Source organism: Cupriavidus sp. UGS-1, assembly GCF_021213615.1.
Classification (GTDB): Bacteria; Pseudomonadota; Gammaproteobacteria; order Burkholderiales; family Burkholderiaceae; genus Cupriavidus.
The window spans coordinates 76,738-91,230 of record NZ_JAJQJF010000003.1; the positions used below are offsets into that span (position 1 = coordinate 76,738).

Below are 14,493 nucleotides of genomic sequence, written 5' to 3' on the forward strand. Positions count from 1 at the left end.
ATCGTCGATGTCCCGAGGCTGTCCTGAAGTGCGCTCATGATGTCCTGATCTGACGGAATCGCACCATTGTAGCCAACGACCGCGCCAGCCAGAATGAAAGCGCAAGCCCGGGCCGCCGAGGTCGACGATGAGGCGGGCCGGCTGGCATCCCACTTTCCACTCTTGCGATGGCGACCGCATCGTGCGCCGTGCCGATGCCCCGCCATGCCAATCCTTCAGGAGCAATAACGATGGCTGAAATCATTGCCGGCATCCGCGTGCCCGACAGCGCGATGGCACGCGCCGCGACGCAACTGGTGCGCGATACCGAAGACGACCTGCTGTACCACCATAGCCGCCGCGTGTTTTTCTGGGGCGCGCTGACCGGCGAGCGCAAGGCGCTGGCCTATGACCCGGAGCTGCTCTATATCGGCGCGATGTTTCATGACATGGGGCTGACGCAGCGCTATGCCAGCGACAATCTGCGCTTCGAAGTGGACGGCGCCAACGCGGCGCGCGATTTCCTGAAGGGGTATGGCATTGCTGAACGGGATATCGACGATGTCTGGGCGGCCATCGCGCTGCATACGACCCCCGGCATCCCCCAACATATGCGCCCGACGGTGGCGCTGGTCACGGCGGGCGTCGAGATGGATGTGCTGGGGCTGTGCTATCACGACTTCACCGGCGAGCAGCGCGACCACGTCTGCCGGCATCACCCGCGCGAGCACAACTTCAAGGAAAGCATCATCGACCATTTCGCCGAGGGCACACGCCGCAAGCCGCTGACGACGTTCGGCAACGTCAAGGCCGATGTGCTGGCGCTGAAGGACCCGAACTATCAGCGCCTGAACTTCTGCAGCATCATCCTGGGGTCGGCCTGGCCGACCTGATCCGGCCGGGCAGGGACCGGGCGCACGAAGGGTTCGCGCATGCCGGGTCGCGAATCCGTGCTAGCGGCCCGGCCGCGGACCCTTGGCCGCGAACTCCGCGACGAGCAGGCCATACTCCTCCATCTGCGGAAACTTCGCGAAGCTGTGCGCCGCTCCGGTCTTTGCCCAAGGCAGCGCCTCGCTCGTATAGGTTTCGACGTAGGGCGCGAACCAGGCGGCATCGTCGAGCATGGTGGGGCGAACGTTGACAAAGCCCATGCTGGGTTCCATCTCGGTAAATACCCAGCTCTTGCACCAATCGCAATGCCGGTGGTGCACCTGCTCGCCATGCATGCCACCGACGACCGGCTCGCCATCGGTCACGCGAAAGCCGGCCTCGGGAATCGCCATCGACAGCGAGAAGGCGCTGGCGCTCATTTTCTGGCAGCCGGTGCAATGACAGGCCATCGTCAGCAGCGGCGGCGCGGTGACTTCAAAGCGCAACCGTCCACATCGGCATCCGCCGGTCCAGGGCAAGTTCCAGTCGTTCATCGCGATCTCGTCGTAGGTTTGAGGAGACGAAATTCTATGATGGATCGGAATTTCCCCGGATCCGCTGTCTGTGCGGCGCCGATGGTGGCCTCAATGGCGATGGCGCAGGGCGGACTTCATTGCAGTGTCAGCCCGATCGCCTTGGTTGCCGCCTGGTAGGTCGGCCAGACGCGGCCGATGAACTGGCGCAGGGCATCGCCGGTCAATGGCGTGTCCTGGCTGCCGAGTTGTTGCCTGACCATCTTGACCTGCTCCGACTCGCTGATCGATCTGGTCACCAGCTCGGCCAGCCGCGCGGCGATCTCCGGCGGCATGCCCGCCGGGCCCAGCAGCATGTTGCATTCGGTCAGGTTGCGGAACACCGGACTGGTGAAGCCCTCGTCGGCCCATGTGGGGATGCCGGGCAGGCGATCGCTGCGCGGACCGGAGATGATCAGGATCGGCTTCAGGCCGCCCGACTGCAGGCCGCCCGTCATGCCGAGCAGCGAGCCGGCGCCGACATCGATATGGCCGGCCAGCAGGTCGCCCATCATCGCGCCCGTGCCCTTGTAGTTGATGATGTCGAGCTGGGCGCCGGTTTCCTTCTTCAACTGGGCCACCATCAGTTGCCAGCCGGAGCCCACCCCATAGTTGCCGACCGAGACCGGCCGCTTGCGGGCCAGCGCCAGCACCTCCTTGAAGTTGTTGGCGGGCAGGTTCTTGTTGGCCACCATCACGCCGACGCCCGTGCTGACCGCCGCGATCGGCAACAGATCGCGCGACGGATCGATCGGCGGCTTGCGCAGCAGCACCGGCGCCTGCGCGAGCTGGCTGTGCAGCGTAAACAGCAGCGTGTAGCCGTCGGGCTCGCTGCGCGCCACGGTCTCGGCGGCGATCATGCCGACGCCGCCGGGCTTGTTCTCGACCACCACGGGCACCTTCAGCACGCCGGTGAAATACTCGGCGAACGCGCGCGCCGTGCTGTCGTTGGACGAGCCGGGCGCTTGCGCGGCGATGATCCGGATCGGCCGGGCCGGCCAGTTGGCGGCGCGTGCCGACGCGACCGGCCACGGCAGCACGGCAAGGGCGGCACCAGCGCGCAGCAGGCGACGGCGTTGGCCGTCGACCAGCCATTGGGGTGGGTTGTCAGCCTTCATATCGTCTCCGTATCGTTGTTATCACTGCGCGGCCGCCAGCCGCGCCGAAGCGGGCGCTACATGCCGATCAATGCGGCCCGCTCGACCAGATTCCGGACGATGCGGATCGACGCGATGTCGATCATCTTGCCGTCGTACTGGACGGCGCCCAGGCCCTGTGCGAGCGCGGCGTCGTAGGCGCGCATCATGTCGCGGACGCGAGCGACATCGTCCGGCGAGGGCGAGAACACCTGCTGCGCCAGTTCGACCTGCGACGGGTGGATTGCCCACTTGCCGACCATGCCGAGGATCATCGCGCGCCGCGCTTCCTGCAGATAGACGTCCGGGTCGCGGAAGTCCGCGAAAGGACCATCGACCGCATCGAGCCGGTGAGCACGCGCGGCGATCGTCAGCCGGTGGCGCTGGTAGTGCCAGATATCGCCCGGATAGCCGCCGCTGCCGCCGATATCGCGCACCGACACGCCCTGGCTGGCCGAGTAGTCGCCCATGCCGAAGATCAGGCATTCGAGCCGGGGCGTGGACGCCGCAATGGCTTCCACGTTCATCATGGCCTCGACCTCTTCGATCAGCACGTCGATGCCGATCCGATGCGGCAGCTTGAGCTTGATCTCCATCATCGTCAGCAGCTTGTCGACGAACTGCACGTCGGCCGCGCTCATCGCCTTGGGCAGCATGATGACGTCCAGGTTGGCGCCGGCGCCTTCGACCACGTCGATGATGTCCTCGTAGGCGTACTCGGTGGTCAGGTCGTTGACGCGCACGCAGCGCGTGGTCCTGCCCCAGTCGAGCCCGTTCAGCGCGTCGACGATCTTTGCCCGCGCTGGCCGCTTCTCGGCCGGCGCGACGGCGTCCTCGAGATCGAGGAACACGAAGTCGACGTCCATCGCGGCGGCCTTGCTCATCATCTTCTCGCTCGAGCCCGGCACCGAAAGCTGGCAGCGGCGCAGGCGCCGCGGTCGTTGTTGTGCATCCCTTTGCATCGCGGTATTTGCTCCTTGGTGGTATGCGCTGTCGCCCGGCGAACCATGGCGATCCAGCGTGTCAGGGCCGCAGCGCGGCAATCTCGGTTGCGGTAAAGCCAAAGTCCGTCAGCGTCCGTTCGGTGTGTTCGCCGACCATCGGGGCTCGGCGCCGCACCGCGCCGGGCGTCGCGCTCATGCGCACCGGCGTTCCGGCCACCGTCAGTGGCCGTGCCGCGCCGGGCTGCTCGACTTCGACCAGCATGCCGCGCGCGCGAAAGTGCGGGTCGGCGAAGATGTCGCGCGCATCGAACACCGGGCCGAACGGAATCTCGCCGCCGAGTTCGTGCGCCAGTTGCTGCTTGGTAAAGCGCCGGGTCCACGCGGAGACGATCTCGTCGACCGTTTCGCGATGCGCGACGCGGGCGTCGTTGGTGGCGAAGCGCGGATCGTGCTGCAGTTCGGGCCGCTGCATCCGCGCGACCAATAGCGCCCAGAAGCGGTCGTTCGGCACGCCCAGGCTGACGTGGCCGTCGGCGGCGGGAAACAGTCCGAACGGGCACAGCAGCGGGTGGCCGTTGCCCTCCGGCCCCGGCGCGTTGCCGGTCACGCCATACTGGAACACCAGCCGCTCGCAGATGGCCAGCACCGCATCGACCATCGCGACGTCGACGAACTGGCCCTGGCCGGTACGTTGCGCGCGCCAGCATGCGGCCGCGATGCCATAGGCAAGGAACATGGCAGGCACGATATCGCCGATGCCGGGACCGATCTTGGTCGGCGGGCCGCCGCGGCGCGCTCCGGTGATCCCCATGATGCCGCCCATGGCCTGGGCGACCGGATCATAGGCCGGCCACTCGGCGTAGGGGCTCGCGCCGCTGCGCGGATCGCCGAAGCCCCGCAGCGTTGCGTAGACCAGCCGCGGGTTTTCGGCGGCCAGCGTCTCGTAGCCCAGGCCGAGGCGGTCCATCACGCCCACGCGATAGTTCTCGACCAGCACGTCGGCCTGCCGTGCCAGCCGCAGCAGCGCATCGCGGCCGGCGGGCTGCTTCAGGTCCAGCTCCACCGATTCCTTGTTGCGGTTGATCGACCCGAAGTAGGCGCCGTATCCCCGCTGCTCCAGGCGCAGCGCGCCATCGAGATGCGGGCCGTTGCGGCGCGTCAGGTCGCCGCCTGGCGGTTCGATCTTGATCACGCGCGCGCCCTGGTCGGCCAGCATCATCGACGCGTACGGTCCCGCCAGCATCTGGGTCAGGTCGAGCACGACCAGGCCGTCGAGCGCGCCGGCGGGACGCTCGTCCCCGCTCATCGCTCCCCCCAATGGCTCTTGCGCTTGAGCAGTACCGCGCGTTCTGCCTGCACGCACAGCTTGTCGTGCTGGTTGATGCCGTAGTGGCGAAAACGGACGAGGCCCGCGTCCGCGCGGCCGGGCGCGTCTTCCACCGCCAGCACCTCGGAGTAGGCGTACAGCGTGTCGCCATGGAAGACGGGATGCGACAGCCGGATCTTGTCCAGGCCGACTTCGCGCAGGCATTGTTCCGCGGTGTCCTGCGCGGCGAGGCCAAGCACCATCGACAGATTGATGCCGCCGAACACCACCCGCTGCGAGAAGATGCCGTTTGCCGCGCGCCGCATCGCGTCCTCGTTGAAATGGCCCTCGGCGGTGTTCATCACCATATTGGTCAGCAGCACGTTGTCCATCTCGGTCACGGTCTTGCCGCGCGCGTGGCGGATCAGCATGCCGGGCGAGAAGTCCTCGAAGTAGCCGTCGTGGCTGGTCAGCGCATGCGTCTTCATGCCGTGGCCCTCCCGGCGCCCTGGCGCTGGTCGAAGGCGCGGCTGGCGATCATGGCCTCGACCTCCGATCGTCCCAGCAGGCTGTTGGCGATGATGCGCTGCTGGATTTCCGAGGTGCCCTCGAAGATCTTGGTCAGCCGCGCGTCGCGCCAGTAGCGCTCGACCGGGAACAGCCTGGTATAGCCGGCGCCGCCGAAGATCTGCAGCGCGGTCGAGGTCACGCGCTCGGCCATCTCCGAGGCGAAGTACTTGACCATCGACGCTTCCTTGTCGCAACGGCGGCCGCTGTCGATCTCGTTGCAGACGTAATACAGCAGCTGGCGCGCCGCCTCGATTTCCGTCGCCATGGTGGCGATCTTGAAGCGGATCGCCTGGTACTCGGCGATCGGCATGCCGAACTGCCGGCGCTCCAGCGAGTAGGCGATGGCATCCTCGAGCGCGCCCTGGGCCAGTCCGATCGCACGCGCCGCGGTATGCGCGCGGGCGCCCTCGAGACCCTTGGCCATCAGCAGGAACGCCTTGCCTTCGCCGCCCATCAGGTTGCGGGCGGGGACGCGCACGCCATCGAGCGCCAGTTCGAAGGTCTTCCAGCCGAAGTAGCCGATCTTGGGAATCGGCGAGCCAGTCATGCCCGGCGGAAAGCTGCCGCGTTCCTTCTCGATCATGAAGCAGGAAATGCCTTCCCAGCGCTTGTCCGGGCTTGGCGGCGGCGAGGTGCGGGCGAACAGGATCAGGTAGTCGGCGCCGTCGGCAAAGGTGCACCAGTACTTGTTGCCGGTCAGCACCCATTCGTCGCCGTCGCGCTCGGCCCGGCACGAGATCGAGGCCAGATCCGAGCCGGTGTCGGGCTCCGACAGCGCACTCGCGTTCAGGAATTCGCCGCGGACCACGCGCGGCAGATAGGCTTGCCGCATGTCCTCGGGCATGGCCTTCATGATCCAGCCCCCCTGGGCGCGCGCGACGATGGACGCGACCGACATCCAGCCGCGCGACAGCTGCTCGCAGATCAGGCAGTACTCGAAGATGCCAAGGCCGAGGCCGCCGTACTGCTCCGGAATCGTGATGCCGAAATACCCCATCTCCGCCATCTTGTCGCGCAGATCCATGGGGATCTCGGCATCCGGGCCGTCGAGGGCGTTGGCGACGGGCAGCACCTCCTTCATGGTGAACTCGCGCGCCGCCTCCCGGATCATCTGGCGCTCTTCCGTCATGTAGCCCTTGCCGTCTGCCGATATGGTCATGCCCTGGTCCTCACAAGATTCGAACGTTTGAACTCGATCACCGCTTCGCCGCGCTGGTTGGTGCCCCGCGTGTGCCAGGTCACGATGCCGTAGCCGGGACGGTTGCTGGCGAGCCGCCGCGCGACCACCTCGGAGCTGGCGTACAGCGTGTCGCCCGGGTAGACGGGCTGTCCGTAACTGAGCTCGTCGACGCCGAGGAAGGGCCCCCCGCCTTCCGACAGGTCCTCGACCGACAGGCCGAAGACGGTGTTGAACACCAGCAGCGGATTGACGGGAATGCGCGGGTGTCCGCTGGCTTCGGCCACCGCGGCATTGGTGTATTGCGGGTTGTAGTGCAGCGTCAGCACCGAGAACAGCGTGTTGTCGGCTTCGCTGACGGTGCGGCCCCAGTGATGGGTAAAGGCGCGCCCGGGCTCGAACTCCTCGTAGCGATTGCCGCGGACGCGCAGCCTGGCCTCGGATTTGAGCCGCGCCACGATCGGGTCCACGGAAGCGGTGTCCTGGGATGTCATCGGATTGCCTCGAACAGGGGGTCAAGGGAAGGGAGCCGGTCCAGCGTTTGCACCGCATCGGCCAGGCGGCGAAAGCGCGCGCCGCCTAGCACCGGCGTGACGATGGCCTCGGCCTTGGCCAGCAATTGCTGCCACTGCCGGTCGAGATCGGTGGCGGGCACCGCGACATTGGCGCTCTCGCGCACGGTGCGGCCGTCGCGCGTGCGAATTTCGACCACGGCAGTGTTGCGGTCTCCGCCCTGATCGGTGCGCAGCGTGACCCGTTCGCGAGCGCCCGCAAGGCGAGGGTCGGTGGCCTGCTGGTCGGTGTAGTTGCCCAGGGACGCGGTCGATACGCCGTCGAGCGCCATCACCGCAAGATGCTGGATCGCGAACTTGATCTCCAGGCCCGTGCGCGGTTGCGCGATGTCGCAGACGCCGCGATGCGGCCCGGACACGAGAATGGCCATCGTCTGCATGTCGTCAAGGCCGATGCCATGCTTGCGGCGCGCCTGCGCCACGGCTTCCAGCGTGGAGTGGGTCAGATAGCAGGACGCGTGGTACTTGAACAGCGTCTTCTCGATCGCCATGGTGCCGCGCGGCTCGAACTGCGTGGGCAAGGGATGACTATCCGGCGCCTGCGTGGCGGCAAATCCCTGGGCGCATTCCAGCGCGGCGGTGTTGGCGGTGAAGCCGCGCGCCGCCAGCCGGGCCGCCATCACGCCATGCATCGCCGCCTTGCCGGCATGCAGCGGCTTTGCCATCGTGCCGAACATGCATTTGAGGCCGGCCGCCTGCGTGGCCGCCAGACCGAGCGCGTGGGCGCTGCGATCGGGGTCCAGCCGCATCAGCCGCGCGCAGGCCGCAGCCGCGCCGATGGCGCCGGTCGTTCCAGTGGGATGCAGACCGAAGCGGTACTGCGCATCGCCAATCCGCTCGCCGATGCGCGATTCCACCTCGTGCCCGATCACCAGCGAGCGCAGCAGGTCCATGCCGTCGGCGCGTTCCAGTTCTGCGACGGCGAGCGCGGCGGGAGCGACCGGTACGGTGGGGTGGCCACGCATCGCGGAAGCGACGTCATCGAAGTCGAGCGCGTGGCCCGCGGCCCCATTGATCAGCGCGGCATCGGCGACATGCGCGCGGCTGCCGGCCAGCACGGTACACGGCGCGTTCGTGCCGCCGCCGTGCTCGGCGGCCAGCATCCTGACCAGCGGCTCGTCGTTGGCGGCGATCGCTACCGCCAGCCAGTCCAGCAGCGCGTGGCGGGCCCAGAGCAAGGCCGCCGGGCGGATTGCGGTGTCGTCGACCGTACTGATCCACTGCGCCATCGCGGCGGTAAAGCCGGGTGCTGCCTGATCCGATCGTTCCATGTCCACCTGTTCGATGCGCCGCGATTTGCGAGCGGCGGTTGTTGCGGGTGGGGGCAGTATCGGCCGGCCGGGCTTCGGCGGGCATCACATATGTGATGGTTGACGATGGCCGCCATTCATCACGTATGTGATGGCGGGATGACGGACGGAAGGGCAGACTGCAGGTCGCGCGGTCGCGTACCGCCTGTCCTCCAGCCAACTTCGATATCCAGACCATGACCGACGATTCCATTCGCCTGCGCCGCTCCGTTCTCTACGTTCCCGCTGCCAACGCCCGCGCCATCGACAAGGCAGCCACGCTGCCATGCGATGCGATCGTGTTCGATCTCGAGGATGCGGTGTCGCCGGCGATGAAGGGCGCCGCCCGTGGACAACTTGCACAGGCCCTGTCCGCACGGGACTTTGACGGGCACGAGATCGTGCTGCGCGTCAATGCGCTGGGCACGGCCGAGTTCGAGCAGGATCTGTTGCTCGCCGCCAGCGCGCGCGTCGACGCGGTACTGCTGCCGAAGGTCGGGGACGACGCCGATGTCGTGGCGTTCGCCCGCGCCTGCGCGGCGCTGGCGTGGGACAAGCCGGCGGCGCTATGGGCGATGGTGGAGACGCTGCAGGCGATCCATCGGCTCGACGCGATCGTCGCGGCAGGGCGGGCGGCGACGCCCCGCCTCGAATGCCTGGTGATCGGCACCAACGATCTGGCCAAGGACACCGGTGTATTTGCCGGCGAGGAACGCCGCTATCTGTTGCCCTGGCTGATGCAGGCCGTGCTGACGGCGAAGCGCCACGGGGTCGACATCCTCGACGGCGTCTGGAACGACTTCGGGGACCAGGCCGGCTATGCCGCGGAGTTGACGCAATCGGTGCGGATGGCCTTCGACGGCAAGACGCTGATCCACCCGTCGCAGATCGATGCCGCCAACGCGGCATTCGCCCCGTCGGCACAGCAGGTAGCGGAGGCCGGACGGATCGTTGCCGCGTTTGCGGCAGACGCGCACGCCAATGCGGGTGTGATCAATCTGGACGGCAAGATGGTCGAGCGGCTGCATCTGGAGCAGGCGTCGCGGCTGCTGGCTCGCCACGAGGCGATCGTGCAGGCAGAACTGCGGCGAAGCGGGGCAACGCAGAACGCCTAGCAGTTTCGCGCGACCGCCAGCACCGCGGGCAGCAACTGCTTGCGGCGCGCGTGCAGCCGCGCCACCGGCCCGCCGGTACCGATGCCCAGCCATTGGCCGCGGATCGGCGTCGCCAGCAGCGTCGCCAACACGCCGGCGCCCGGCGTGGCCAGGTTCGCGGATTCGTAATAGCCTTGTTCGCGCGCCTGCCGCACGGCGCGCATGGTATCGGCCAGCCGCGCCGGCGGCCATGCCGGTTTGTGCTCCGCGTTATAGCGTCGCAGCAGGCGGCCCACCTCGTCGTCGTTCATCCGGCTCATCAGCATGATGCCGATCGCGGTCAGGTGCATCGGGCGCATGCCGCCGGATACGGCGGTAAGCCGAAGCGCATGCGGGGACTCGATGACCGACAGGTACTGCAGCATGATGCCGCTCTGGCGGCCAAGCAGCACGGTCTCGCCGGTTTCTTCGGACAGCCGCCGCATGGCGTCATGCACGGTGGCACTGGCGCCATGCTTGCGCGTGGTCCAGTCGCACAGGAACGACACGCGAACAGAGGGACAGAAGGTCCGTGCCTGCGCGTCGAACTCCATATAGCCGCGGGCCACCAGCGTGCGCACCAGCATCGAAACGCTCGATTGCGGTATGCCGAGCTTCTCGACGATTTCGCTGACCCGCAACGGCCGGCGCTCGCGCTCGAACAGCTCGAGCAGATCGAAGACCCGGTTCGCTGACTTCACCATGCCTGCATCCATCGACTGTCTCCCATGCCGCGCAGCCTGGGCTGCGGGTCATTCTGATGTTGGTGCGTATGGTAAACCGGGGCGTTTCGCCTGCGATGGAGACGTGCGCCGGTCAGTGTCCAAGGTGTTCATTGCTTCGAGCGCCGCCGGCTCGCGCGCGGGCCCGGAAGCTTTCGCGGTGTTTAGACTTTCCGATCTGGAACTGTCATCTACTCTAATGATCGCTGTAGATCATTTCCGGAATGGCATACATTGCTCCCACCGGGCCGCGCCAGATCGCCGATCTGCCGGCCCGCATCGTTGTGAGAGCCATGAACGCCCGCCATCTTTCCTACCTTCCAAGCCGTGCCGTGATCCGCGAGGTCGGCCTGCGCGATGGGCTGCAGAGCGTGCAGACCATCGTGCCGACCGAGCACAAGCGCGAATGGATTCGTGCCGCCTACGAGGCCGGCCTGCGTGAAATCGAGATCGGATCGTTCGTACCGGCGCGGCTGCTTCCGCAACTGGCCGATACGGCCGAGCTGCTGGACTTCGCCGGCACTCTGCCGGGATTGTTCTGCTCGGTGCTGGTGCCGAACCTGCGCGGTGCCGAGCTGGCGCTGGACCACGGCGCCGACCTGATGCTGGTGCCGCTGTCGGCAAGCCACGCGCACAGCCTGGCGAACCTGCGCAAGACCCCCGACGAAGTGGTGGCCGAAGTGGCCCGCATGCGCGCGGCCCGCGATGCCGCCGGTGCCCGCACGTTGATCGAAGGCGGGATCGGCACGGCCTTCGGCTGCACGATCCAGGGGCACGTCGACGCGGAGGAGGTATTGCGTCTGATGCAGGCGCTGCTCGATGCCGGCGCGGACCGCGTCAGCCTCGCCGATACGGTGGGCTATGCCGATCCAGCGCACGTCGCATCGCTGTTCGAACGCGCTGTCGCGATCGCCGGCGACCGGCTATGGTGCGGCCACTTCCACGATACCCGGGGACTCGGGTTGGCCAATGTCTACGCTGCGATGCAGGCCGGCGTGAACCGCTTCGACGCCTGCCTTGGCGGTATCGGTGGCTGCCCGCATGCGCCGGGCGCCAGCGGCAATGTCGCATCCGAAGACCTGGCCTATATGCTGGGCAGCATGGGCATCGACACCGGTCTCGATATCGGCGCGCTGCTGCGCCTGCGCGGGCGGGTTGCGGGCTGGCTTGCTGGCGAGACCTTGCACGGCACGTTGTGGCGCGCCGGCTTGCCGAAGACATTCCCCGGCGTCGACGCCGGCCACGATGCCGGCCTTGATGTGCCGAGCCACTGTGGCGCGGCAACTTCCTCGACTTTCGACGCCTGATCGCCGCCAATTGGCTCATATCATGACGCAAAGCAATGAATCCCTGCCGCTTGCTGGCATCCGCGTGGTCGAGTTCACCCATATGGTGATGGGGCCGACCTGCGGCATGATCCTCGCCGACCTCGGCGCCGAGGTGATCAAGGTCGAACCGCCGGGCGGCGACAAGACGCGCAATCTGCCGGGCCTGGGCATCGGGTTTTTCCGCGCCTTCAACCGCAACAAGAAAAGCGTGGTGCTCGACATCACGACCGACGAGGGCCGGGCCACCGCGGCGGAACTGGCCGCGCAGTGCGACGTGCTGCTGGAGAACTTCCGTCCCGGGCTGATGCAGAAGCTCGGCCTGGACTACGGCACGCTGTCGAAGTCCTGCCCGCAGCTGATCTATGTCTCGCACAAGGGCTTCCTGCCGGGGCCGTACGAGAACCGGCTGGCGCTGGACGAGGTGGTGCAGATGATGGGCGGGCTGTCGTACATGACCGGCCCGAAGGGGCGGCCCTTGCGCGCCGGCACCTCGGTCAACGACATCATGGGCGGCATGTTCGGCGCGATCGGCGTGCTCGCCGCGCTGCGCGAACGCGATCGCACGGGGCGCGGCCAGGAGATCCAGAGCGCGCTGTTCGAGAACTGCGTGTTCCTCGCCTCGCAGCATATGCAGCAGTACGCGATGACCGGCGAGGCGCCGCCGCCGATGCCATCGCGCGTATCGGCCTGGAGCGTCTACGACGTCTTCACGCTGGCCGACGACGAGCAGCTGTTCATCGGCGCGGTCAGCGACAAGCAGTTCGCCACGCTATGCACGGTTCTGGAGCGGCCCGACCTGCTCGACGTGCCCGAGTACGGCAGCAATGCCTCGCGCGTCGCCGTGCGGCCGCGGCTGCTCGAGCAGCTCGGCGGCATCCTGCGGCATCACCGCGTCGCCGAACTGGCGCCGAAGCTCGAGGCGGCAGGCATTCCCTACGCGCCGATCGTCCGCCCGGATCAGCTGCTCGACGACGTGCATCTGAAGGAGAGCGGGGGAGTGGTGCCGATGCAGGTCGAGGACGGCTCGACGGCGCCGACCGTATTGCTGCCGCTGCTGATGGGGGGCCGCCGTCCCGGCGTCCGCAGTCCCTTGCCGAAGCCCGGCGAGCACAACGACGAAATCCTGGCGCGGCTCGGCAAGGGCGCGCGCTGATATCACCGGGGCGGCCGGGGTGCAAGGCACGCCGGGAAGCCCGAACAGCCTGGACAGGCCGCGGCACAGCGGCCGAACAAGACCCATCAGGAGACAACATCATGCATTCCTCCCGCCCTCGTTCTGTCGCGCCCTCGCTGCCGCGCCGTCGCAACATGATCAAACTGGCGGCCGCGGCCGTCACGTTCGGCATGCTCGGCGCGCCGGCGCTGTATCCGTTCCGCGCCGCCCAGGCGCAGCCGGGGTCCGGCAAGCCGATCCGGCTGATCCTGCCAATCAGCGCGGGTTCGGGCGTCGATGCGATCGTCCGGGCCGCTGCGCCGGCGCTTGGCAAGGCGCTCGGCCAGCCGGTCGTCATCGAGAACATGCCCGGCGCGGGCGGCATCACCGGTACGGCCGCTGTGGTCAAGGCGGCCCCGGACGGCACCACGCTAGGCATGGTGTCGAACAACCATGCGATCAATCCCAGCGTGTTCAAGTCGATGCCGTTCGACGCGATCAAGGACATCACGCCGATCAGCGTGCTGGGCGCGACCTCGCTGGTGCTGGTAGTCAACCCCAAGGTGCCGGCGCGCAACGTCAAGGAACTGGTCGCGCTGCTGAAGACCAGGCCGGACGAATACAACTACGCGTCCTCCGGCAACGGCACCGTGATTCATCTGGCCGGCCAGATGTTCCTGGAGGAGGCGGGCATCAAGGCGCGCCATATTCCGTACAAGGGCACCGGCCCGATGGTCACCGATCTGCTGTCGGGCCAGGTGCAGATGGGCGTGGTCGCGTTGAACGCCGCGCTGCCGCATCTGAAGGCGGGCACGCTGCGTGCGATTGGGCTGTGCGGCGCGACCCGTTCGCAGGCTGCCCCCGATATCCCGACCATCGCCGAACAGGGCTTGCCCGCTTACGACATCGAGGGCTGGTTCGCGCTCGTCGGTCCGGCCAACATGCCGCCCGCCGAAGTCCAGCGCCTGCACGACGCCTTCGCCAAGGCCTTCACCAGCCCCGAGGTGGTCGAGGCGCTGAAGAAGCAGGCGACCGCCACGCGCCCGACCACGCCGGCGCAGGCGGCAAAGTTCTTCGCTAGCGAGGTCGCGCGTTATGCCACGCTGGTCAAGAAGGCCAACGTGTCGATCGAATAGCGTGACGCGTCGCGCGTCACGCGGGCCTTTCTTCTCCCTACCAACGCATCATCGAACATGGCTCTCTACCAGCTCGGCGACCTGACGCCGTCCATCTCCGACACCGCCTTCGTTGCGGATCAGGCCACCGTCATCGGCAACGCGCAGCTTGGCGAGCAGGTCACCGTCTGGCCCGGCGCGGTGATCCGCGCCGATAACGAAGCGATCGCGATCGGCGATGGCTCCAACGTGCAGGAGGGCGCCGTGCTGCATACCGACCCGGGCTTCCCGCTGCGGATCGGTACCGACGTCACCATCGGTCATCAGGCAATGCTGCATGGCTGCACCATCGGCGATGGCGCGCTGATCGGCATCCAGGCGGTGATCCTGAACAACGCGACGATCGGCAGCGAATCGCTGGTCGCGGCGGGCGCGCTGGTCACCGAAGGCAAGTCCTTCCCGCCGCGATCGCTGATCCTCGGCTCGCCGGCCAAGGCCGTGCGCGAACTCAGCGAAGAAGAAGTGCGCAACCTGCGCGCGAACGCCGCCGACTACGTCAAGCGCGGCGCCGACTACAAGAGCCAGCTGAAGAAACTGGTCTGACCGGGCATTCGGGCCCGACAGGCA

The 14,493-nt window shown here is 67.4% G+C and carries 15 protein-coding genes; 6 read left to right on the plus strand and 9 right to left on the minus strand.

The annotated features are described in order from the left end of the window. Nucleotides 1-230: 230 nt before the first annotated feature. Nucleotides 231-872 (plus strand): HD domain-containing protein, encoded by a 642-nt coding sequence (locus tag LRR16_RS05265; RefSeq protein ID WP_232205047.1) that lies wholly within the window; start codon nt 231-233, stop codon nt 870-872. A 60-nt stretch (nt 873-932) separates the two neighbouring features. Here LRR16_RS05265 and LRR16_RS05270 read toward each other — a convergent pair whose 3' ends face one another. From LRR16_RS05270 to LRR16_RS05305, 8 genes are all read right to left on the minus strand, one after another. Further along, nucleotides 933-1,355 carry a GFA family protein gene (locus tag LRR16_RS05270; protein WP_370646763.1) on the minus strand — a complete coding sequence of 141 codons (423 nt, stop codon included), beginning with the start codon at nt 1,353-1,355 and terminating at the stop codon, nt 933-935. 164 nt (nt 1,356-1,519) lie between these two features. Continuing rightward, nucleotides 1,520-2,539, minus strand: a complete 1,020-nt coding sequence (locus LRR16_RS05275; protein WP_023264808.1) for a tripartite tricarboxylate transporter substrate binding protein — start codon at nt 2,537-2,539, stop codon at nt 1,520-1,522. Nucleotides 2,540-2,595: 56 nt separating this feature from the next. Next, on the minus strand, nt 2,596-3,519 hold the full coding sequence (locus LRR16_RS05280) for a CoA ester lyase (RefSeq protein ID WP_232205055.1): 924 nt from the start codon (nt 3,517-3,519) through the stop codon (nt 2,596-2,598). A 61-nt stretch (nt 3,520-3,580) separates the two neighbouring features. Further along, nucleotides 3,581-4,807 (minus strand): CaiB/BaiF CoA-transferase family protein, encoded by a 1,227-nt coding sequence (locus LRR16_RS05285; RefSeq protein ID WP_232205061.1) that lies wholly within the window; start codon nt 4,805-4,807, stop codon nt 3,581-3,583. Beyond that, nucleotides 4,804-5,295 carry a MaoC family dehydratase gene (locus tag LRR16_RS05290; protein WP_232205063.1) on the minus strand — a complete coding sequence of 164 codons (492 nt, stop codon included), beginning with the start codon at nt 5,293-5,295 and terminating at the stop codon, nt 4,804-4,806. Before LRR16_RS05290 ends, LRR16_RS05285 begins: the two co-directional genes overlap by 4 nt. Beyond that, nucleotides 5,292-6,536: an acyl-CoA dehydrogenase family protein gene (locus tag LRR16_RS05295; RefSeq protein WP_064576619.1), complete on the minus strand. Its 1,245-nt coding sequence runs from the start codon at nt 6,534-6,536 to the stop codon at nt 5,292-5,294. Before LRR16_RS05295 ends, LRR16_RS05290 begins: the two co-directional genes overlap by 4 nt. Continuing rightward, nucleotides 6,533-7,048 (minus strand): MaoC family dehydratase, encoded by a 516-nt coding sequence (locus tag LRR16_RS05300; protein WP_232205064.1) that lies wholly within the window; start codon nt 7,046-7,048, stop codon nt 6,533-6,535. Before LRR16_RS05300 ends, LRR16_RS05295 begins: the two co-directional genes overlap by 4 nt. Then, the gene (locus LRR16_RS05305) at nt 7,045-8,397 is read right to left on the minus strand and encodes an MmgE/PrpD family protein (RefSeq protein WP_232205065.1); all 1,353 of its coding nucleotides are present in this window, start codon (nt 8,395-8,397) and stop codon (nt 7,045-7,047) included. Before LRR16_RS05305 ends, LRR16_RS05300 begins: the two co-directional genes overlap by 4 nt. A gap of 215 nt (nt 8,398-8,612) precedes the next feature. Between LRR16_RS05305 and LRR16_RS05310 the strand changes: the two genes are divergently transcribed. Continuing rightward, on the plus strand, nt 8,613-9,530 hold the full coding sequence (locus tag LRR16_RS05310) for a CoA ester lyase (RefSeq protein ID WP_006576399.1): 918 nt from the start codon (nt 8,613-8,615) through the stop codon (nt 9,528-9,530). Here LRR16_RS05310 and LRR16_RS05315 read toward each other — a convergent pair. Then, nucleotides 9,527-10,252, minus strand: coding sequence for an IclR family transcriptional regulator (locus tag LRR16_RS05315; RefSeq protein WP_006576398.1), 726 nt, complete (start codon nt 10,250-10,252; stop codon nt 9,527-9,529). The genes LRR16_RS05310 and LRR16_RS05315 overlap by 4 nt on opposite strands. Nucleotides 10,253-10,563: 311 nt before the next feature. On the opposite strand from LRR16_RS05315, the gene LRR16_RS05320 reads away from it, so the two are divergent. From LRR16_RS05320 to LRR16_RS05335, 4 genes are all read left to right on the plus strand, one after another. Further along, nucleotides 10,564-11,577, plus strand: coding sequence for a hydroxymethylglutaryl-CoA lyase (locus LRR16_RS05320; RefSeq protein WP_083492675.1), 1,014 nt, complete (start codon nt 10,564-10,566; stop codon nt 11,575-11,577). 22 nt (nt 11,578-11,599) lie between these two features. Beyond that, entirely contained in the window at nt 11,600-12,751 is a 1,152-nt protein-coding gene (locus LRR16_RS05325; protein ID WP_006576396.1) for a CaiB/BaiF CoA-transferase family protein, read from the plus strand. A gap of 101 nt (nt 12,752-12,852) precedes the next feature. Then, on the plus strand, nt 12,853-13,887 hold the full coding sequence (locus LRR16_RS05330) for a tripartite tricarboxylate transporter substrate binding protein (protein WP_052511425.1): 1,035 nt from the start codon (nt 12,853-12,855) through the stop codon (nt 13,885-13,887). Nucleotides 13,888-13,944: 57 nt separating this feature from the next. Beyond that, a complete protein-coding gene (locus LRR16_RS05335) occupies nt 13,945-14,469 on the plus strand; it encodes a gamma carbonic anhydrase family protein (RefSeq protein ID WP_006576395.1) in 525 nt (174 codons plus the stop codon). Nucleotides 14,470-14,493: the final 24 nt, after the last annotated feature.